25 protein-coding genes are annotated in these 20,463 nt (G+C 36.7%); 20 read left to right on the top strand and 5 right to left on the bottom strand.

Annotated features, from left to right (window positions below):
- The first annotated feature begins 103 nt into the window (after positions 1–103).
- From Q0983_RS08015 to Q0983_RS08000, 4 genes are all read left to right on the top strand, one after another.
- Positions 104–1,816, top strand: coding sequence for a sodium:solute symporter (locus tag Q0983_RS08015; RefSeq protein WP_299551079.1), 1,713 nt, complete (start codon positions 104–106; stop codon positions 1,814–1,816).
- Positions 1,806–2,780: a Gfo/Idh/MocA family oxidoreductase gene (locus tag Q0983_RS08010; RefSeq protein WP_299551076.1), complete on the top strand. Its 975-nt coding sequence runs from the start codon at positions 1,806–1,808 to the stop codon at positions 2,778–2,780. Before Q0983_RS08015 ends, Q0983_RS08010 begins: the two co-directional genes overlap by 11 nt.
- 99 nt (positions 2,781–2,879) lie before the next feature.
- A complete protein-coding gene (locus tag Q0983_RS08005) occupies positions 2,880–3,350 on the top strand; it encodes a hypothetical protein (RefSeq protein WP_299551073.1) in 471 nt (156 codons plus the stop codon).
- A complete protein-coding gene (locus Q0983_RS08000) occupies positions 3,340–3,540 on the top strand; it encodes a helix-turn-helix transcriptional regulator (RefSeq protein ID WP_299551072.1) in 201 nt (66 codons plus the stop codon). The genes Q0983_RS08005 and Q0983_RS08000 overlap by 11 nt, the downstream gene beginning before the upstream one ends.
- A 252-nt stretch (positions 3,541–3,792) precedes the next feature.
- On the opposite strand, the gene Q0983_RS07995 is transcribed toward Q0983_RS08000, so the two are convergent.
- A complete protein-coding gene (locus Q0983_RS07995) occupies positions 3,793–4,641 on the bottom strand; it encodes a DUF2911 domain-containing protein (RefSeq protein WP_299551070.1) in 849 nt (282 codons plus the stop codon).
- A gap of 122 nt (positions 4,642–4,763) precedes the next feature.
- Here Q0983_RS07995 and Q0983_RS07990 point away from each other — a divergent pair, with 122 nt between their 5' ends.
- The 16 genes from Q0983_RS07990 (at position 4,764) to Q0983_RS07915 (ending at position 15,719) form a co-directional block, all read left to right on the top strand.
- The gene (locus tag Q0983_RS07990) at positions 4,764–5,420 is read left to right on the top strand and encodes an MIP family channel protein (RefSeq protein ID WP_299551068.1); all 657 of its coding nucleotides are present in this window, start codon (positions 4,764–4,766) and stop codon (positions 5,418–5,420) included.
- A gap of 91 nt (positions 5,421–5,511) precedes the next feature.
- Positions 5,512–6,168: a TetR family transcriptional regulator C-terminal domain-containing protein gene (locus Q0983_RS07985; RefSeq protein WP_299551066.1), complete on the top strand. Its 657-nt coding sequence runs from the start codon at positions 5,512–5,514 to the stop codon at positions 6,166–6,168.
- 3 nt (positions 6,169–6,171) lie between these two features.
- Positions 6,172–7,485 carry an AarF/UbiB family protein gene (locus Q0983_RS07980; protein WP_299551064.1) on the top strand — a complete coding sequence of 438 codons (1,314 nt, stop codon included), beginning with the start codon at positions 6,172–6,174 and terminating at the stop codon, positions 7,483–7,485.
- A complete protein-coding gene (locus tag Q0983_RS07975; RefSeq protein WP_299551063.1) occupies positions 7,482–8,111 on the top strand; it encodes a flavin reductase family protein in 630 nt (209 codons plus the stop codon). The genes Q0983_RS07980 and Q0983_RS07975 overlap by 4 nt, the downstream gene beginning before the upstream one ends.
- Positions 8,111–9,580, top strand: coding sequence for an SDR family oxidoreductase (locus Q0983_RS07970; RefSeq protein ID WP_299551061.1), 1,470 nt, complete (start codon positions 8,111–8,113; stop codon positions 9,578–9,580). Before Q0983_RS07975 ends, Q0983_RS07970 begins: the two co-directional genes overlap by 1 nt.
- 168 nt (positions 9,581–9,748) lie before the next feature.
- Positions 9,749–10,180, top strand: coding sequence for a hypothetical protein (locus Q0983_RS07965; RefSeq protein ID WP_299551059.1), 432 nt, complete (start codon positions 9,749–9,751; stop codon positions 10,178–10,180).
- A 42-nt stretch (positions 10,181–10,222) separates the two neighbouring features.
- A complete protein-coding gene (folE, locus tag Q0983_RS07960; protein ID WP_299551057.1) occupies positions 10,223–10,912 on the top strand; it encodes a GTP cyclohydrolase I FolE in 690 nt (229 codons plus the stop codon).
- Positions 10,913–10,916: 4 nt separating this feature from the next.
- Positions 10,917–11,141 (top strand): hypothetical protein, encoded by a 225-nt coding sequence (locus tag Q0983_RS07955; RefSeq protein ID WP_299551055.1) that lies wholly within the window; start codon positions 10,917–10,919, stop codon positions 11,139–11,141.
- 49 nt (positions 11,142–11,190) lie between these two features.
- The gene (locus Q0983_RS07950) at positions 11,191–11,874 is read left to right on the top strand and encodes an SDR family oxidoreductase (protein WP_299551053.1); all 684 of its coding nucleotides are present in this window, start codon (positions 11,191–11,193) and stop codon (positions 11,872–11,874) included.
- Positions 11,875–11,877: 3 nt separating this feature from the next.
- Complete coding sequence (locus Q0983_RS07945; protein ID WP_299551051.1) at positions 11,878–12,414, top strand: glutathione peroxidase; 537 nt, start codon at positions 11,878–11,880, stop codon at positions 12,412–12,414.
- Between the two features lie 5 nt (positions 12,415–12,419).
- On the top strand, positions 12,420–12,596 hold the full coding sequence (locus Q0983_RS07940; RefSeq protein WP_299551049.1) for a Lacal_2735 family protein: 177 nt from the start codon (positions 12,420–12,422) through the stop codon (positions 12,594–12,596).
- A complete protein-coding gene (locus Q0983_RS07935) occupies positions 12,583–13,044 on the top strand; it encodes a TspO/MBR family protein (protein WP_299551047.1) in 462 nt (153 codons plus the stop codon). The genes Q0983_RS07940 and Q0983_RS07935 overlap by 14 nt, the downstream gene beginning before the upstream one ends.
- Before the next feature lie 2 nt (positions 13,045–13,046).
- On the top strand, positions 13,047–13,511 hold the full coding sequence (locus tag Q0983_RS07930; RefSeq protein WP_299551046.1) for an SRPBCC family protein: 465 nt from the start codon (positions 13,047–13,049) through the stop codon (positions 13,509–13,511).
- A gap of 12 nt (positions 13,512–13,523) precedes the next feature.
- Complete coding sequence (locus Q0983_RS07925; protein WP_299551045.1) at positions 13,524–14,828, top strand: deoxyribodipyrimidine photo-lyase; 1,305 nt, start codon at positions 13,524–13,526, stop codon at positions 14,826–14,828.
- 160 nt (positions 14,829–14,988) lie between these two features.
- A complete protein-coding gene (locus tag Q0983_RS07920; RefSeq protein ID WP_299551044.1) occupies positions 14,989–15,219 on the top strand; it encodes a hypothetical protein in 231 nt (76 codons plus the stop codon).
- 107 nt (positions 15,220–15,326) lie between these two features.
- Positions 15,327–15,719: a hypothetical protein gene (locus Q0983_RS07915; protein ID WP_299551043.1), complete on the top strand. Its 393-nt coding sequence runs from the start codon at positions 15,327–15,329 to the stop codon at positions 15,717–15,719.
- Positions 15,720–15,763: 44 nt separating this feature from the next.
- On the opposite strand, the gene Q0983_RS07910 is transcribed toward Q0983_RS07915, so the two are convergent.
- From Q0983_RS07910 to guaA, 4 genes are all read right to left on the bottom strand, one after another.
- The gene (locus Q0983_RS07910) at positions 15,764–15,997 is read right to left on the bottom strand and encodes a DUF3820 family protein (protein ID WP_299551042.1); all 234 of its coding nucleotides are present in this window, start codon (positions 15,995–15,997) and stop codon (positions 15,764–15,766) included.
- Entirely contained in the window at positions 15,997–16,530 is a 534-nt protein-coding gene (locus Q0983_RS07905; RefSeq protein ID WP_299551041.1) for a DUF922 domain-containing protein, read from the bottom strand. Before Q0983_RS07905 ends, Q0983_RS07910 begins: the two co-directional genes overlap by 1 nt.
- Positions 16,531–16,659: 129 nt before the next feature.
- Positions 16,660–18,576, bottom strand: a complete 1,917-nt coding sequence (locus Q0983_RS07900) for a LysM peptidoglycan-binding domain-containing protein (RefSeq protein ID WP_299551040.1) — start codon at positions 18,574–18,576, stop codon at positions 16,660–16,662.
- A gap of 286 nt (positions 18,577–18,862) precedes the next feature.
- Positions 18,863–20,398 (bottom strand): glutamine-hydrolyzing GMP synthase, encoded by a 1,536-nt coding sequence (gene guaA, locus Q0983_RS07895; RefSeq protein WP_299551039.1) that lies wholly within the window; start codon positions 20,396–20,398, stop codon positions 18,863–18,865.
- Positions 20,399–20,463: the final 65 nt, after the last annotated feature.

Here is a 20,463-nt window from a genome sequence, read left to right as displayed (position 1 = left end):
GACAACCAACCGAAACAGCCCTGGCTTAAATTATACTCCATTGTTTTAATAGCCAATGCCATTTATTTCGTTCTGTTTTACCTAATCATGAAAGTCTTTTAATATGCAAGCATTGAACTGGATTGATTGGGCCGTATTAAGTGCTACTTTATTCGCCATTGTTGCTTACGGAACATGGCAGACCAGAGGCAGTAAAAATGTAAAGGATTATTTAAGAGGCGGCAATAAATCGAAATGGTGGACCATCGGTTTATCGGTTATGGCAACCCAGGCCAGTGCCATCACCTTTTTATCTACACCGGGGCAAGCCTTTAATGACGGTATGGGCTTTGTGCAGTTTTATTTCGGATTACCAATTGCCATGGTAGTCATCTGTATGGTATTTATCCCCTTGTATCACCGTTTAAAAGTCTATACGGCTTATGAATTTTTGGAAAGCAGGTTTGATCTAAAAACCAGGACCTTAACGGCTATTCTGTTTCTTATTCAACGCGGATTAGCAGCCGGCATTACCATTTTTGCGCCGGCTATTATACTATCGGTAGTTTTAGGCTGGGATTTACTCACGCTCAATATCGCCATTGGCCTTTTGGTAATTATTTATACGGTTTCCGGTGGCACCCGGGCTGTAAACGTTACTCAAAAGCATCAGATGGTAGTGATCTTTATCGGTATGCTGGTGGCTTTCTTTTTGATAGTCAGTAAGCTTCCACAAGACATTACTTTTAGTAAGGCGTTGCATATTGCCGGTGCCAGTGGTAAAATGGAAATTTTAGATTTCTCTTTCAACCTTAATAATCGCTACACCTTTTGGAGTGGTATTATTGGAGGTACCTTTTTAATGCTCTCATATTTCGGAACGGATCAAAGTCAGGTACAACGTTACTTATCAGGCAGATCCATAAAAGAAATGCAATTGGGGTTGATCTTTAACGGTTTGCTGAAAGTCCCCATGCAATTCTTTATTCTCCTGGTTGGTGTTATGGTATTTGTATTCTACCAATTCAATGAAGCACCTGTAAATTTTAATCCAACAGCGACTGAAGTGGTTTTAGATTCTGAATATGCCGAAGACTTTAAAAAACTTCAAAAGGAACAACAAGACATATTTAACGATAAACAAAAGATCATAAAATCGTTTATTGAATCTAAAAATGAAAATGCTGCGCACTATATCACGCTTGCCAATGAAGCCAATAACGAGGTTAGAAACGAAGCCAAATTACTTATTGAAAAAGCGGCTGAAGCACAAAACGTAAAAGTGGAGAGCAATGATAAAGATTATGTTTTTATCCATTTTATTTTAAACAACCTTCCCAGAGGCCTCATCGGGTTGCTTCTGGCGGTTATTTTAAGCGCTGCCATGTCCAGTACCGCCAGTGAATTAAATGCTTTAGGTTCTACTACAACCATAGATTTATACATTAGAAATAGTGGTGAAAAAACAGAAGAAGACAAAGTAAAAGCTTCTCGTTGGTTTACATTTATTTGGGGTATTTTAGCTATAGGAGTAGCTTGTGTTGCCAATCTTGCCGAAAACTTAATTCAACTTGTTAATATCATTGGTTCTATTTTCTACGGAAATGTTTTGGGAATTTTCCTTTTGGCATTCTTCTTTAAATTTGTAAAAAGCAATGCGGTTTTTGTAGGCGCACTTATTACACAGGTTTTAGTCATCATTCTTTATTTTTTAAATGAATATGAGATCATAAACCTTCCGTTCCTGTGGCTTAATTTTGTAGGGTGCATTATAGTCATAGCTATAGCCTGTCTACTTCAATCGTTTAGCATAAATAGAAAAGAACTTGAAACATAAAACAATCAACTGGGGGATCATAGGCTTAGGCAATATTGCCCATAAATTTGCTAAAGACCTGCTTACCATTAAAGACGCTAAACTATATGCTGTAGCGTCAAGAAATCAGGAAAAGGCAGATGAATTTGCATCTCAATACAACGCCACAAAAGCTTATTCCAGTTACACAGCTTTAGTAAAAGATAAAAACATAGACGCTGTTTATATTGCCACGCCTCATGCGCTTCACAAAGAACACACCATGCTTTGTTTGGAACATGGTATTGCGGTTTTATGTGAAAAGCCTTTTGCTATGAGCATGGAAGAAGTCAATGACATGATCTCTATGGCAAAAGAAAAAAACGTGCTGCTTATGGAGGCGCTTTGGACCTACTTTCTTCCCCATTATCAATATGCTTTAGATTTGGTAAAAAACGAAGCTTACGGCAAGGTTTTAAAACTGGAAGCCGACTTCGGCTTTTACAGAGCATTCAATAATGATTCCAGGCTCTTTAATAAAAGCTTAGGTGGCGGCAGCCTGTTAGACATTGGCATCTACCCTATTTTTGCGGCTTTATCAAGTTTAGGGCTTCCAAATACAATAGAAGCTGAAGCCGAGTATTTTGACAACGGTGCTGACGCTTCCTGCCAAATGATATTTCATTATAATGATAATGTTACTGCAAATTTAAAAAGCACACTGGCTGAGGACACACCCACAGAAGCCATTTTTCATTGTGAAAAAGGAATCATAAAAATTAATTCCATGTTTCATGCGCCTTCAACCGTATCCATAATCATGGATGGCAATGAAAAGGTTATTGATTTTAATTACCACACCATTGGATACAATTATGAAGCCCTTCATTTTAACGATCTCATCCGGGGCCAAAAAACCGAAAGTAACATTATGACTTTTGAGTTTAGCCGACAGCTTATAAAACTTCTGGATGATGTTCGGAAAGTAATTAATCTACACTACTAGCTCTCTGAAAGACCAAAACTCTTTACTTTAAGTAAATTTTATTTGTCTATATGTAAAGTTTATTTTACTTTTGAAATATCAATCTTAAAACGAACAGTTATGAAAACCAATTATTTATTACCTCACAGGTATAAACTCCTGGGGTGGCTACTTTTTATTCCGGGAATTATTGCAGGATTATTTCTTTTCTTTAATGACTATGAAACCTCAATTCTAAATGTAAAGGTGTTATCAATTTTTTATGAAGGTATCTTTGACAGTGAAACAGGATTTTTCAGAATTGTCAATAACCAGATTTTAGATGAAATTACAGCCTTAGCCATAATAATCGGTGGCCTATTGATAACACTTACAAAAGAAAAAATTGAAGATGAGTTTATTTATAAATTACGTAAAGACTCTTTGGTTTGGGCTATAATTTTTAATTACATCATTTTGTTGCTTACCATCCTGTTTATTTATGATATGGCTTTCTTTCATGTTTTGGTTTTAAACATGTTTACGCCACTTCTGTTCTTCATTATCCGGTTTAATTTCTTAAAACAAAAACTGAAGAGCGATGAAGAATAATATCAAAGTACAACGGGCCATTCATAATTTGACACAAGCCGATTTAGCAGAAAAAATCGGTGTGAGCAGGCAGACCATCAATGCTATGGAAAAAAACAAGTACGTACCGTCTACCGTACTATCGCTCAAAATAGCACGCTTATTTAAAAAGCCCTTAGAAGACATTTTCTTCTTGGAAGACGAAGACTAAAAGAAGTAAATTTTCAGATCCTGAAATACTGAAATATACTTAGACATAGCTCAGTACAAGAATTCAGCACAGGCAAGTTTAGAGCAAGAAAAAGAGACTGTCTAAAAAGTATGAAAATCTGTCATTCTGAATTTATTTCAGAATCTCAAAACATTGATTTTCAACACACATTTAGAATCTGAAACTAGTTCAGATTGACAAAAATGTGATTTTTTAGACAGTCTCTTTATCTAAATTATCTAAAATTCTAAATTAAATAGCTCCCCATTCTTTAAGCGAGTCCTTGTTCATTTTTACATAATCGGCATTCCCTGCTTTTTCTGCACCGGCCAACGATGCTTTAGCCGCCTCAATAGCACCGGCTTTATCTCCGGCAGCCGCATGAATTAAAGACTGTTGTCTCAAGAACCAAAAACGTGGTTTATCTTTGGTCATTTCAACTGCTTTGTCAATCCATTTTTGAGCCTTTTTAATGTCTTTCCCTTCTGTTAAGAAATACACGGCAGATTGAAAGTAATCGTTTGGTCCGGGGCCGCTCATGACATTCTTTATACTTGCCATAACAGCTTCGTCTGTAGGAACTTCTATAGGAATACCTACAAAAGTTTTCTCCCAGATAAACTCCAATCTGGCGCCACTGTTCGTAAGGTTGTTTAAATCAATAGTAAATGTTTCTACACTAAAAGGGATTGGGTATGCTTTCCCGGTAGCCTTAGCTGCAACATATTGTGCATCCAGTTCGGCAGGTGTTCCAAACTGTTTTCCATCATTATAAAAAACAACTTCCCAGGATTCAGCTGTTGGGATAGTAAATATGGAATAAGACCCCGCTTTTAAAGCTTGTCCACCAACAGAAACATCCGTACTAAAAGTAATTTTAGTTCTGGCATTAGCTCCTGTTCTCCAAACCTTTCCGTAAGGTACTAAATCACCAAAAACGGTTCTTCCTTTCACTCCCGGTCTGGAGTATTCCAAGGTTACATCAGTGAGTCCTACTTTTTGTTCCACTTTAGAGAACGGACTAGGTGCTGGGGTTTTAACTTGAGCATTTACCATGTTTACCGTAGCAAATGCCATAAAAAGTAATAAAAGCTTTTTCATTTTTGATTGTATTAAAGTTTAAGTTTATATCACACTAAAATTAATGATTAAAAAACCGCTTATTGTTAATAAAACCTTAAATTACACCCGGTATCTTTAACTAAAAACGGAAAACAATTCAAGTGAAAAAATACATTGCTGAAATAATAGGAACCTTTGCCATGATCTTCTGTGGCTGTGGTGCCATGACCATTAACGAAGTTACTAACGGAGCCATTTCCCATGTTGGAGTTGCTGCCACCTGGGGTTTAATAGTTATGGCCATGATCTATGCCTTTGGCGAAATTTCCGGAGCCCATTTTAATCCGGCAGTGACCATTGGTTTTGCCTTTGCTAAAAAGTTCGCCTGGAAAGAAGTCCCGAAATATATTACCTCACAAGCCATTGGTGCTATTTTAGCCGCCTTTCTTTTGTGGTTTTTGTTCCCCGAAAGTCAGTTTTTAGGAGAAACCACACCGGCCGATGGGTTTCCAGCCTATAAAGCAGCCATTCTGGAATTTCTATTAACGTTCTTCTTAATGGTCACCATAATTAATGTATCCACGGGTAGTAAAGAAATTGGTACCATGGCAGCCATTGCCGTAGGAGGCGTTATCCTTTTGGAAGCTATGTTTGCCGGTCCCATGACCAAAGCGTCTATGAATCCCGCACGTTCATTAGCCCCGGCCCTGTTTACCGGTAACTTTCAATATTTGTGGTTATACATTATTGCTCCCATTTTAGGAGCTATTACGGCTGTTTCCAGTTGTAAACTTGTTAAAGATAATAACTGCTGTTAATCTTCATTGTAGGTTTTTTTAACATTTATTTTGTTTAACTTATTTTAAAATTTGTTAAACATTTTATATCTTTACCATAAACAATACAATTATGGAAAAGAGAAAGGCGGTTTCAAAGCATGATATAATGACCTGGTACATGGATTATGTCTTGGAGCATAATGATCATCCAAAGACGGTATTTTCCTTTGCTAAGCTGAATAATTTTGAAGAAGCCATATTCTATGAATATTTTGCTTCTTTTCATGCCATTGAAAAAGGGATTTTTGAAACATTTTTTACAAATGCTATCAATGTTCTTAGTAAAAGTGAAGACTATAAAACTTTTGATGCCAGAAATAAACTTTTAAGCTTTTATTATACATTCTTTGAAAATTTAACAGCAAACAGAAGTTATGTGAAGTATACCTTATATAAAAATAAGGCAGACCTCAAAGGGCTAAAAACGCTTTCCGGTTTAAAAAAGCATTTTACAAACTATATAAATGGTTTAGGTATCCAAATGTTAGATATAAAACAAGAACGGTTTGAAAAGCTTCAAAAAAATGCTCTGAAAGAATCTGCCTGGTTACAGCTTATGCTTACCGTGAAATTCTGGCTGGAGGACATATCTGCTTCTTTTGAAAAAACGGATATTTTCATTGAAAAGTCTGTCAACACCACATTTGATGTTCTGGACATTGCTCCAATAAAGAGTGTGTTAGACTTGGGTAAGTTTTTGTTCAAAGAAAAGTTTCAAATGAATTAGCATATGAAAACCATCGATAAAATACCAACTTCAAAAATTCAACGTGCTACCAAGTTAGTTTCAACCGGAGCAAAAGTTGGTGTAAACTATCTGAAGTATTATGGTGATAAGCTATTGAATAATCAAGATGAAGCTAAAGACAGACTCAATAAAAATAACGCTTCTGATATTTATGACGGCCTAAAGCAATTAAAAGGTAGCGCCCTTAAAGTAGCTCAAATGCTAAGTATGGAAAAAAGCATTCTACCTCAGGCATACGTTGAAAAATTTTCATTAGCACAGTTTTCTGTACCACCATTATCACCGCCTCTAGTCATTAAAACATTTAAAAAATACTTTGGAAAGCACCCAAATGAATTATTCGATACTTTTAATGCAACTTCTGTTAATGCTGCCAGCATCGGTCAGGTGCATATTGCAACCAAGAACGGGAAAAAGCTTGCTGTGAAAATTCAATATCCCGGAGTTGCAGAAAGTATTACTTCAGATTTAGCTATGGTAAAACCTGTAGCTATGAGTATGTTCAATATAAAAGGGAATGATTCTGACAAATACTTTAAGGAAGTTGAAGATAAGTTAATAGAGGAAACCAATTATATTTTGGAATTAAAACAAAGTAAAGAAATAGCTTTGTCATGTTCTCACATTACAAATCTGGAATTTCCCAATTACTATGAAAATTATTCTTCTGAGCGAATTATTACCATGGATTACATGCAAGGTGAACATCTTTCAGAATTTACAGCTCATAATATCAGTCAGGAGAAATCAAATAAACTGGGGCAGGCGCTTTGGGACTTTTACATGTTCCAAATTCATACATTAAAAAAGGTTCATGCAGATCCACATCCCGGAAACTTTTTAATATCTGAAAAAGGAAAATTAATAGTCTTAGACTTTGGGTGTATAAAATCTCTTCCTGATCAATTTTATAAACCCTACTTTGAATTAGCCAAAAAGGGAAACATCAACAACAGAAAAATCTTTAAAACCAAATTATATGAATTGGAAATTTTACGTGAAGATGATACTGAAGAAGAGCTTGTTTTCTTTACCAATATGTTTCATGAAATGCTAAGTCTTTTCACACAACCATTCAATCAAGACATTTTTGATTTTTCAGATTCTGATTTTTTTGGCAAAATTTCAGCATTAGGCGAACAGTATGCAAAGAGTACAGATCTAAAAAAAATGAATGGCAACAGAGGTTCAAAGCATTTCATTTACATCAACAGAACCTTTTTTGGGCTTTACAATTTATTGTTTGACTTAAAAGCACAAAATATCAGAATAAATAACTATTTAAAATTGTCATGAAGTATTTCAGCGAGTCAAACATAAACCAACTGGATCATATCTACAAAATCAACTTAATAAATAGTTGTTCAGGATATAAATCGGCCAATCTGATAGGTTCAATTTCAAAAGATGGTGTAGAAAATGTGGCTGTTTTCAGTTCAGTAACACATATAGGCTCCAGCCCTGCCATGCTTGGTTTTTTTCTACGCCCTACAACGGTACTTAGAAACACTTATCAAAACCTCAAGGCAACCGGAATCTATACCATAAATCATATTCATAGAAGTATCGCCGAAGAAGCCCATCATACATCTGCGAAATATGATGCGTCCATATCGGAATTTGATTTAACCGAATTGCAGGCAGAATATAAATCACACTTTGCAGCACCCTTTGTAGAAGGAGCCCCTATTCAACTGGAAATGCAATTTGTAGAAGAATACCATATAAAAGCAAACGATACCATTTTGGTCATAGGCAAAATATCCGGTTTATATATAAATGAGGATTTAATAGAGGAAGATGGCTTTATTAACTTGTCCAAAGCAGAAATAGCAGCTATAAACGGCTTAGATGGTTATGTTATTCCGGAAACTAAAATGCGCTATGGTTATCAAAGACCTAAAACCCTAAACTATAACTAATGACTATTCTTGTTACAGGAGCCACAGGCTACATCGGTAAACGGTTGATCCCTCTTTTATTAAGCCAGGGACATACGGTTATCTGTACTGTTAGAGACAGGCTTAGAGCTGATCAAAGCTATGCCCAGGACGACAAAGCTTATATCATAGAGGTCGATTTTCTAAAACCGGAAACACTGGTTAATATACCAAAAGGCATAGATATAGCTTATTACCTGTTACACTCCATGTCTAATTCCTCCAAAAACTTTGAATCACTTGAGGAAAAGTGTGCCCTGAACTTCAAAAAATTTATTGAAACCACACATGTTAAACAGGTTATTTACTTAAGTGGGATCTCAAATGATAATGTATTGTCAAAACACCTGCAGTCCAGAAAAAATGTGGAATATCATTTAGCTTCAAAGCAGTATGCATTAACTATTTTTAAAGCAGGAATTATTGTAGGTTCGGGAAGTTCTTCATTCGAGATCATAAGAGACCTGGTTGAAAAACTCCCTGTTATGGTGGCTCCTAAATGGTTAAATACCAAAACACAACCCCTGGCCATACGAGACGTTTTATCCTATTTAACCAGAGCGGCGGGACATGAAGAACTTTACAACAAATCCTATGATGTTTTCGGGCCGGAAATCATGACATATAAGGAAATGTTACTGCAGTTTGCTGAAGTTCGCGGGCTCAAAAGACGGATTCTCACCGTACCGGTGATGACTCCAAAACTGTCTTCCTACTGGTTATACTTTGTAACGTCAACATCTTACAAATTAGCCACCTCACTGGTAGACAGTATGGGTGTCCAGATTATTGGGAAACCAAGTAAAATTAATAAGCTGCTCAAAGTTAATCCTATTACCTATAAACAAGCAGTGGCATTGGCTTTCGAAAAAATTGAGCAAAACAGCATTGTTTCCAGCTGGAAAGACTCATTAATAAGTAGTGGCAGGCTGCGTAATAAACTTTATAAATACATCAATGTCCCTAAATTTGGATGCTTTAAAGATCATAGGGAATATCCAATAACCAATGCCAGTCAAACCATAGAGAAAATATGGAGCATCGGTGGTAAAAACGGCTGGTACTACGGTGACTTCTTATGGCGCATCAGGGGGTATATTGATAAACTGTTCGGTGGCATAGGATTAAGGCGTGGACGTACAAGTCCTACTGAGCTGGACGCTGGGGACGCTCTAGACTTTTGGCGTGTCATTTTTGCGGATAAAGCAAAACAAAAACTACTACTCTACGCGGAGATGCGTTTACCCGGAGAAGCCTGGTTAGAGTTTAAAATAGAAGACAAAAAACTTAAACAGACAGCCACCTTCAGGCCTCGGGGCCTTTGGGGCAGACTGTATTGGTATAGCGTGCTCCCCTTTCACGGGATTATCTTTTCCGGAATGATAAAACAACTGGCCTTAGTTGAAACAGAAAAAGCAACGCTTACTTCAAAGAACATATCCCATATATAGATTTCTATTTTTTGGCGTAAAAGGAAATCTGGGCCAAAGCATTTTATTACCCGCTCAACACATCTTAAAACCAACTATAAGTTTTATCAATAGTACTATGATTATTTTTGTTTAACTTTTTTTAATAAATATTAAACATTTTGTATATTTGGGTAAGTACAAAAGCAAATGATCTTAAACACAACATATCAAAACAAAAAGCACAAACAAATTATCAGGGATCTGGTAGGTTCATCATTTTCTTTCTTTGAGTCCTTTAGAATGAAGGGCATAGGCTCCAAGCGTATGATTATTGATAACGTGAGTCCAAACTTAAGATCTTATTTAAACACAAACTCAGGTATTAACTACGCCAATATTGAATTAAGAAAGGAAGGTATTCTTTTATTCTTAAGCAAAGGGTTTCAAAATTTTACCTGGGCCATACCCTACTCCCAGCTTGTGGTCTTTAAAACCATGGGCACCAGTATTCATGGCCAGGGTAAGTTCATTCATTTTAAAAACAATAACATGTTCAGAGCGAATAAACGTTTTTTTGATAAAATGTTAGAAGAAAAGATCAGGTACGAAGAACGCTATGACTTTTACAACATACGATAGTAGCTCCTGATCAAAATTAATACAGCACATAAAAAAGATACTATGCAATTAGATAAATTAAAAACCAACGGGCATCCATTAAACGGATTTACAATTGATGCTATTGGAGATGACCATCTCTATACCGGTCTCGAAACACCATTGCGGTCTGATGCCTTTGAGATCAGTGATACGGAAAAGAAAGCACGAATTGCCATCCTATTTGAAGAAATCATGCATGTCATGGGATTAGATCTCAGCGATGACTCCTTAAAAGGCACACCTGAACGTGTGGCCAAAATGTACATAGATGAGATCTTTTCCGGTTTAAACCCTGAAAACAAACCAAAGGTGGCATTGTTCAATAATAAATACCGGTACAATCAAATGCTTGTTGAAAAGAACATTACGTTTTATTCTAATTGTGAGCACCATTTTGTACCCATTATAGGAAAAGCCCACGTAGCTTACATATCGTCCGGTAGCGTCATTGGACTGTCAAAACTAAACAGAATTGTACAATACTATGCAAAGCGTCCCCAGGTTCAGGAGCGATTAACAAACCAAATAGCTGAAGAATTAAAAACGGTTTTAAATACCGAAGACATAGCGGTTATTATAGATGCCAAGCATCTTTGTGTATCATCAAGAGGTATTAAAGATGATACCTCATCCACCGTTACGGCATATTATGGCGGGCAATTTAACACGCCTGAAAAAATTACAGAATTGCAAAACTATATAAATAATTAATATTATGGACCTAATAGAAAGAGCTCTGGAATTTGAGCAAAGAAAAATGAGATCCCTCACGACAAGCGATCGTATAAAAATTTCCAGGGAAGCGAAAGCCCTGATTTTAGATTTAAATCAAATATACAAGCTTAAAAAAGACCAAAAGATCATGGATATCATGAAACGTCTTACTGTTATAAAAAGAAAAGTTGAGAAACGTTTAAAGGGTCCGCTGCTCTCGGCATAGCACTTATTAAGTCAGACATGCTATCATTTTATAAAGTTTATTGTAGATTATGAATACCGTTATTGTTGTTGGAGGTAGTAAAGGCATAGGTAAGGCTATTGTTGAGCAATCTGTAGCTAATCTCAAAATAATAAATATAAGCAGAAGCGCTCCGGATATACAACATCCTAATCTAATACATCACAGCTGCGATATTACAGACGATGCGTTACCCCATATTGATCATGCCGATGGGTTAGTGTATTGCCCGGGCAGTATCAACCTAAAACCAATTTCCAGGTTAAGCATGGATGACTTCAAAAACGATTTTGAAATCAATGTATTAGGTGCCGTCAAGGTTATTCAAAAATATCTGCCCATTTTAAAGCAGGGAAACAGGCCTTCCATAGTACTGTTTAGTACTGTGGCGGCTAAATTAGGTATGCCATTTCACGCCAGTATAGCTGTTGCTAAATCCGGTGTTGAGGGCCTGGTAAAATCCCTTGGAGCTGAACTGGCCCCAACTATTCGTATTAATGCTATTGCGCCTACGGTAACAAATACTGACCTGGCAGCTAAACTGTTGAGAAATGACACACAAGTTGCCAACATAACACAGAGGCATCCATTAAAAAAAATACTTGCACCTAATGAAGTTGCCGATATGGCCCTATTTTTATTATCAGAAAAAGCCGCTTCTATTTCTGGTCAAATTTTTGAACTGGATTGTGGTATTGTAACCTTTAAAATTTAGACTATGAATATACTAAAGACCCTTTTTAATGTATTCGGTACCCATACCGCAGATACAAAACTACAAACAGAAAGTCTTTATGATATTAGTATCAACGCCCTTAACGGAAAACCAATCCCTATGTCCCAATTTAAAGGGAAATACCTGTTATTCGTAAATGTGGCTTCGAAATGCGGATTCACACCACAATACGGGAAACTTCAGCAGTTGCATGAGCAATATCAGGACAAGCTTCAAATAATCGGAGTGCCATGCAACCAATTTGGTGGTCAGGAACCTGGCGATGCCCCGGCGATATCGTCTTTCTGTAAAACAAATTATGGCGTTACCTTTCTGATCACTGAGAAAACAGATGTTAAAGGCAGGCATCAGCATCCACTATATTCCTGGCTTACTCAAAAAAGCAAAAACGGCACAAAAAATTCCTCCGTAAAATGGAATTTTCAAAAATATCTGGTAGATACCAACGGTAATCTGATAGACTACTTTTTTTCTTCCACAGATCCGTTAAGTTCTAAAATCACAAACTATTTAAAATAAATGCTATGTTCAGATTATTTAAAAGAAAATCGAAAAAAGAAAAACTTGAGGCAAAATTTAAGAAGCTAATGCAGGAATGGCATCAATTATCATCTGTTAACAGAGCCGCCAGTGATAGAAAATATGCCGAAGCCGAAGACATTGCAAAACGGTTAAAAACTATGCAGCATGAAATTACTTAGTAATAGCATTCTATTTTTAATAATAAACTTTGGAGCTTTGGCAATAGGGAACTGGCTTATGGCGGATGGCCCGCAAAAAGACTGGTACATAGGGCTTAATAAAGCTCCCTGGACACCACCCGGGTGGGTGTTTGGAATGGCCTGGTTTACCATAATGGTTTGCTTTTCAATTTATATGGCCTACTTATTCAAGCTACTACCCAACTCCAAGATCATAACCCTTTTCTCCATCCAGTTTTTTCTGAATATTAGCTGGAACTATGTGTTCTTTAATAAACACCTTATTGGTTTAGGGTTTGTTGTCATACTATTGCTAACGATTCTGATAGGCATTTTTATGTTTTCGTTTATGAAAAAATTAGGCCCGCTTACCCTGTTAATTTTGCCTTATTTTATTTGGCTGCTAATTGCTTCCTCGTTAAACGGCTATATTTATTATTACAATTAAATATGAAAATATATACTTTACATAGAAAACAGAAATTGCCTATTACTTTAGAAGCGGCCTGGAACTTTTTATCGAATCCGGAAAATTTAAAAACTATTACTCCGGAGTATATGGGGTTTCATATACTTTCCGGTGCTGATAAACCCATGTATGCCGGACAAATCATCCAATATATCGTGACACCGGTTTTGGGTATTAAAACCAAGTGGGTGACTGAAATCACCCATGTTACAGATAAACACTATTTTGTGGATGAACAACGCTTTGGCCCTTATGCACTTTGGCACCACAAACATTTTATAAAAGAAATTGAAGGTGGTATAGAAATGGAGGACATTGTAGATTATAAATTACCTTTAGGTTTTTTAGGCAGATTGATACACCCTGTTTTAGTAAAACCCAAGCTGGAAGAGATCTTTAGTTACAGGACACAAAAACTGGAAGCGATTTTTGGTATCTACAAGTAAAATACAAACCTGATGAAGCCAACCATAAATATATTTTGGTTTAGAAGAGACTTAAGACTGGATGATAACAGGGGCTTTTTTGAAGCCTTAAAAAGTGACCTTCCCATATTACCTGTTTTTATTTTTGATTCCGACATCTTAGATAAACTCCCCAAAGATGACGCACGGGTCACTTTTATTTATGAGACGCTACAAAATATGCGTGGTAGTTTACAAAACGATCACCAAAGTGATATGGCCATTTACCAGGGTACCCCGTTAGGTGTCTTTAAAGCTTTAGTAAAAACCTATCGTATTAATACCGTATTCACAAACCATGATTATGAACCGTATAGTATCAACCGTGATAAAATCATTGCAGGCTTTTTACAGGAACACCATATAGCATTTAAAACCTTTAAAGACCACGTTATTTTTGAAAAGGATGATATTGTAAAAAGTGATGGCAACCCCTATTTGGTCTACACACCTTATATGAAGACCTGGAAGGCACAATTTACTTCCAATGACATTAAGGGCTATAATACGTCGTTACATTTTGATAACCTGCTAGCTCAGGAAAAACAGCCCACGATAAAACTGTCAGATATAGGTTTTATAAAATCCAGGCAAAGTATAGCACCATACAAGCTAAGCGCCTCCTTAATTAAAGCATACGAAGCCAAAAGAAATTTTCCTGCCATAGAGGCTACATCCAGGTTAGGCCCTCATTTACGTTTTGGCACCGTAAGTATTCGCAACATAGTTAAAAAAGCTATGGCTGAAAAGCAGGAGGTCTTTTTACAGGAATTGATCTGGCGGGAGTTTTTTATGCAAATACTATGGCACTTTCCGCATACTGTAAACAATTGTTTCAAGCCTAAATATGATCGCATACAATGGCGAAACAATGAAGCCGATTTTAAGGCCTGGTGCCATGGCAAAACGGGATATCCATTGGTAGATGCAGGGATGCGCCAATTGAACGAAACAGGGTTTATGCATAACCGCGTCAGGATGTTGGTAGGTAGTTTTCTTTGCAAGCATTTACTAATAGACTGGCGATGGGGCGAAGCTTATTTTGCCGAAAAATTGCATGATTATGAGTTGGCCAGCAATATTGGTAACTGGCAATGGGTGGCCGGTTGCGGTGTAGATGCAGCACCCTATTTTAGAATATTTAATCCCACCACACAAATTCAAAAGTTTGACAACAACTTAACCTATATTAAGAAATGGGTCCCGGATGTTCAGGAACTAACCTATCCCCAACCTATTGTGGAACATAAATTTGCCAGAGAGCGTTGTTTAAATTTCTATAAAGAGGCCTTAAATTAGTATCCATTCAGATCGTCATGATTTAATAAAAAAGACGAATCACTTTTCTTTGAAATCATAAATTTTATATAATAAATTGAATTAAAAAACATAAGTTTCGGAGATTTTATTATATTGTCAGGCTTCGATACTTTAATCGACATAAATTATAAATTGATATATGGAACTTATAGATAGAGCCTTAGCGTTTGAAAAGCGCAAACATACTTTTAAAACCACCAGCGAACGTATAGAATCGTCTCGTGAGGTAAAAGCACTTATTTTAGATCTAAACAATATTTACAAAGAAAATAAAGATCCTGAACTTATGGATCTTATGAAACGTTTAACCGTTATTAAACAGAAGATTGAAAAACGTTTAAAAGGCAGGCAAGACGACCTTATTGGCTAAGCTTTCAATCTAATCTTCACAACCCCACTTCGTTTGTAAAATCATATCGTTTTATTAAGATTGTGGCTAATTTCATTATCTTTAGTACGCATCAATAAAAATAAAAAATGAGTATTAGTAAAAGAATAATAGACGACTCATTATGGGGTGAAAAAACGGAAATAACTGAAGAGATCATTGATTTTTACAGGAATAATCCGAAAGAACTTGATTTGATCATTGATAAGGAATATTTTCACAGCAAGTTCATTAAATTTTTCTTTGTTATAGGCGTACTGATCACTGTAACAAGTAGACTACTTAAGTTCTTTTTTGAAAACACCTGGGCTTCATTCATTAATGAGGTCGTTCTGGATGTTTTTTCCGAACTGGGTATTGCCATCTTTGGAGGCGCCATTACCGCTTTTATTCTTGAAAAATTAAAACAGAAGCAGTACCAAGATAATTTGAAGTTCAGAGAAGAAATTATTAAGAAAATAAATGAATCCAGCAATCAATAGTCTTTAATTTAATTATGAAGCTTCTTAAGGGCTCAATTCATGCTTTAATCCTCATTTGGATATTGCCTTTTTATATTCCTGATCAAATCTTCCAAGCCATTTAGTTTTAGCTCATACACCAGTTTAAGCATAGTTCCTAAGATCCCTTTGGGAACCCCTTTTTTATGGTACCAAACCACGTAGTATTCGGGGAGATCAATCAAATAACGGTCTTTGTATTTACCATATGGCATTTTGGTATGTGCCAGTTTTATAAGGAAGTCTTTATCCGGGAGCATTAATTCGATTTGTATTTTGAAAGCTTTTTAAGTTCAGTTGCAATATACGCTTCCCATTGGGCCTGTGCTTCAAAATTTCGGGAATAATTGGTTTCGGCATCATACCGGTCTTGCAGGGTCTTTAATTCTAAATTTATAGTCTTTTGAAGCGCTCTCAATTCATCCTTAATACGATTTGATACTTTAAGCTGACTAATTCTATACCGAAACTTTCGGGCATGCAACTCGGTAATGTCAAAATGTAACTGCTCATGCCCTAAAACATGGTTATTAGCTCGTTCCGGTTTATACCAGGATTGTTCCGGGTAAAAATGGGCATGCACTTCCGTAGTAAAATCTACGACCCGCGAGTCTGTTTGCCTGACTGAAAACCCAAACGTAATACCGGATGCCGTAATGGCCACCGCACTGGTATGCGGATTGGGGGCATCTTTAAAATCAGCCCATGACAGCTTATAGGATTCATTCCAGGACATCACCGGTTCATCCTGGACTAAAAGAAAGCAGCAAAAAACAATAAGAATTCTAATCACAAAAATTAATGATTATAAATATGTCAGGTCGAGCGCAGTCGAGACCTTATTCCAAAAGTAGCACTATATACCTCTCGACTGCGCTCGAGGAGACATACAATTAAAATATAAAACGTGAAGCCTCCCCGCTTATTGTTTTACTTCTACAATTGTCAAATCCTGATACTTTACCAGGTATACGGTGTCATTATAATAACCACCAAAAAGTTTCTTCTTATATGAGAATTTATTTTCTACATACTCTGTTATTGGTGCTTTGGTTACAGACATAAACAGATCTTCCGAAGACACTAAACGCAACACCACATCCATAGTTAAATCAAAACCCTTAACGGCTCTTTTATTTGGTGTTATATGATATTGTCGTTCGTATTTTTTAGCAAAAACATCATTTTCATCATAACTCTTAGAGGTGGTTGCATAGTGAAACTGCAGTTTGGATAAATGCTCATTGGAAACTTCTTCACCTTCAAAGGCTTTATTGAAATCGGTGGTCACCAAAATAATATCTCTTTGCTCAATGGCTTCTTCTTCATTCTCTTCCTGGATCAAAGAGGCTAAAATACTGGTAACGTTTGAAGCAAAACCACCATCCTTAGTTTCTAAAAACACGATGTTGTTTCCTGGTTTTAAAGCATCTTCTATATCCTGCCTGCCAACATAATACTTATCTACACCTTCTTTGTCCTTCCGGGAATAGACTTGCTTTGCTGCAATAAATTCCTGTTTTAAATTATTTGAAATGGCCGTATGTTTTGAGTCCGCAATAATTACAATATTGCTCAACAAGGTATCGGTCTTTACATAATTTATCACTTTATTCTTAAGTAAATCTGCCGGTGCCCTGGATTGAAACACATTATCATACAATTTTAAATTAGTACCAATAGGTGATACCACCGGAATATTGAATCCTTTTAATCGGGAAGATGCTTTTTCAAACGTTTTTGATGTTAACGGCCCGATAACCGCATCTACTTCTTCAAAATCATTATCATCAATAATTTGGGCTACTTCACTCACCTGGTTTTTAGTGTCGTACACATCTACTTTTAATGAAATACCCAAAGTTTTCAGAGAATCTATTGCCATTAAAACACCTGAATGAAAATCGAGTGATGCATCTAAGTACGGATCTCTTTTGATGCTTCTTTTGGTACCGGCAATGGAATCAAAATCCACTCTGTTCAATCTGAAAGGCAGCATGACCACTAAGTGTTTCGTTGTATAATCTGAAATACTGTCCACTAAACTAATTCTATTCGTTTCTTCACCTGAAAAGGCCTCGTTAAAAGGGATCTTCAAGATCATTCCTGATTTCAAGCCACTTTCAGCTAAACCGGGATTCAATGCTTCCAGTTCGGCTTGTTCTATACCGAGTTTCAGTTTTAAACGGTAGAACCCTTCTCTGGGTAATACTTTGTAGTAGCTAAATTGTTCATCAACTTCTTTTTCAGCTTCATTGTCAATATTAGGCACTTTAATCTCCTGTCCTTCCTGTAAAACCTCTCCCATATCCGGATTTAAAGCTTCCAGTTCTTCAATGGTAATCCCAAATTTATAAGCAATGCGCCACTTCCCTTCTTTGGGTTGAACCACATAGGTTCTATAGGGTTCTACCTCTTCCACTACCTCGGTAGTTTTAAATATGGGGATCTTAAGTTTATCACCTTTACGAAGCGGATTGGCATACAGGAATTTATTATGCTTTTTTATCTCATCTTCTTCTACATTATATTTTTTAGCCAGACTATAAAGCGTTTCTTTTCGTTTTGTTTTGTGGGTTTTAAAACCCTGTAATTCCTTAACTATGGTAGTTTTTATTTCAACTTTAGACTTTGGAATTATTAAAATAGTATTAGGCTTTAACTCCGTTTTTGCTTCCGGATTTAGGCTATAAATATCAAAAGGCGTTACATAATAACGCTTTGCAATGCCTTCAATAGTTTCACCTTTTTTTACTTTATGCGTGCTGTAATTTTGAGCTTGAACTACGCTGAAACTAAAAAGGCACAGGAAACAAAAAATGGAAAAAATTTTAGTCATATAACTTTGTTATTAATTGCGTTAAGCCTGCCAGGAGCAGGTAAAGATGCCATCCTTCTGCTAAGCTCAGGACAAACACACTTTTTCTTTTTTGTTTAAATCATATAGTATGCCAAAAAAGGAAAAACCTGTCTGTACTACCTGATCCTATTTTTAAACTCACGTAAATATATACGATACATTGTAATATTAAGATGACTTAAACATTATAATTAGTTTAAAAATATTGGAACACCAAATTTTTAATATAATATTATGACACATGAGGCTTTATAAAGTCACGCTGTTATTCCCACTCTATAGTGGCCGGTGGCTTTGAACTAATGTCATAAACTACTCTATTAACGCCTTTTACTTTATTTATTATATCATTTGATGTTCTTTGAAGGAACTCGTATGGTAAGTTTACCCAATCTGCCGTCATACCGTCCGTACTTTCAACAGCTCTCAGGGCCACACATTTCTCATAGGTACGCTCATCACCCATAACGCCTACACTGTTCACCGGCAATAACATGGCACCAGCTTGCCAGACATCGTTATATAATCCCCATTCTTTTAAACCGTTAATGAAAATGTGGTCCACTTCCTGAAGAATACGCACTTTTTCGGCTGTAATATCACCCAAGATACGGATACCTAATCCGGGGCCAGGGAACGGGTGACGTCCAAGAAGTTCCGGATCAATACCTAAGGAAGCTCCTACCCGCCTAACCTCATCTTTAAAAATAGCACGTAAGGGCTCCACTATTTTAAGCTTCATAAAGTCCGGCAATCCGCCCACATTATGATGGCTTTTAATGGTTGCTGAAGGGCCGCCGGTAGCAGACACACTTTCAATGACATCCGGATAAATAGTTCCTTGCGCTAAAAATGTGACATCCTCTATTTTATGGGCCTCGTCATCAAATACTTCAATAAACGCATTACCGATGGCTTTACGTTTTTTCTCAGGATCCTCAATGCCTTTCAGAGCTTCAAGGAAACGTGCCGAAGCATCAACACCTTTAACATTAAGCCCCATACCTTCATATTGCTTCAATACATTTTCAAATTCGTTTTTACGAAGGAGTCCGTTATTAACAAAAATACAGTACAGGTTTTTACCAATGGCTTTGTTTAATAATACGGCCGCAACCGTAGAATCTACCCCTCCTGATAGGCCCAGTACCACTTTATCATTACCAACTTTTTCCTGAATGGCTTCCACCGTTTCTTCAATAAAAGAATCCGGGGTCCAATCCTGGTGCAATCCGGCAATACTTACCAAAAAGTTTTCCAATAATTGCTTACCGTCCGTTGAATGATATACTTCCGGATGAAATTGAATAGCATAGGTTTCTTCTCCATCAATCCTGTAAGCAGCATTCTCAACATCATGCGTACTGGCTATCAACACGCCGTTTGTCGGTAATTCCTTGATGGTATCCGAATGGCTCATCCAAACCTGGCTACCGGTATGAATATGCGCTAGAAATGGTTCATTACCCTTTATAAACGACAAATTTGCACGCCCATACTCCCTGGTATTGGAAGGGGCCACTTCACCTCCGGAAAAATGTGCTAAATACTGGGCTCCGTAACATACGGCCAACAGTGGAATTTTTCCACGTATTTCGGATAGGTCCGGATGTAAAGCCTCTTCGCCTCTAACGGAAAACGGACTACCGGAAAGTATCACCGCTTTATATGCTTCTACGTCTGCCGGAATTTTGTTAAATGGATGTATTTCGGAATAAATGTTGAGCTCCCTGACTCTACGTGCAATAAGCTGTGTGTATTGCGATCCGAAGTCTAAAATGAGTACCTTGTCATGTTGCATGCGCAAAAGTAATAATTGATTTTATAATGACACATTTGGTTTTAAGATTTTTACCTTAACTTTTT

This window comes from Seonamhaeicola sp. (assembly GCF_028281565.1).
GTDB lineage: Bacteria > Bacteroidota > Bacteroidia > Flavobacteriales > Flavobacteriaceae > Seonamhaeicola.
Note: the sequence above shows the minus strand (reverse complement) of the source record. Positions and strands in the feature narration are given on the sequence as shown.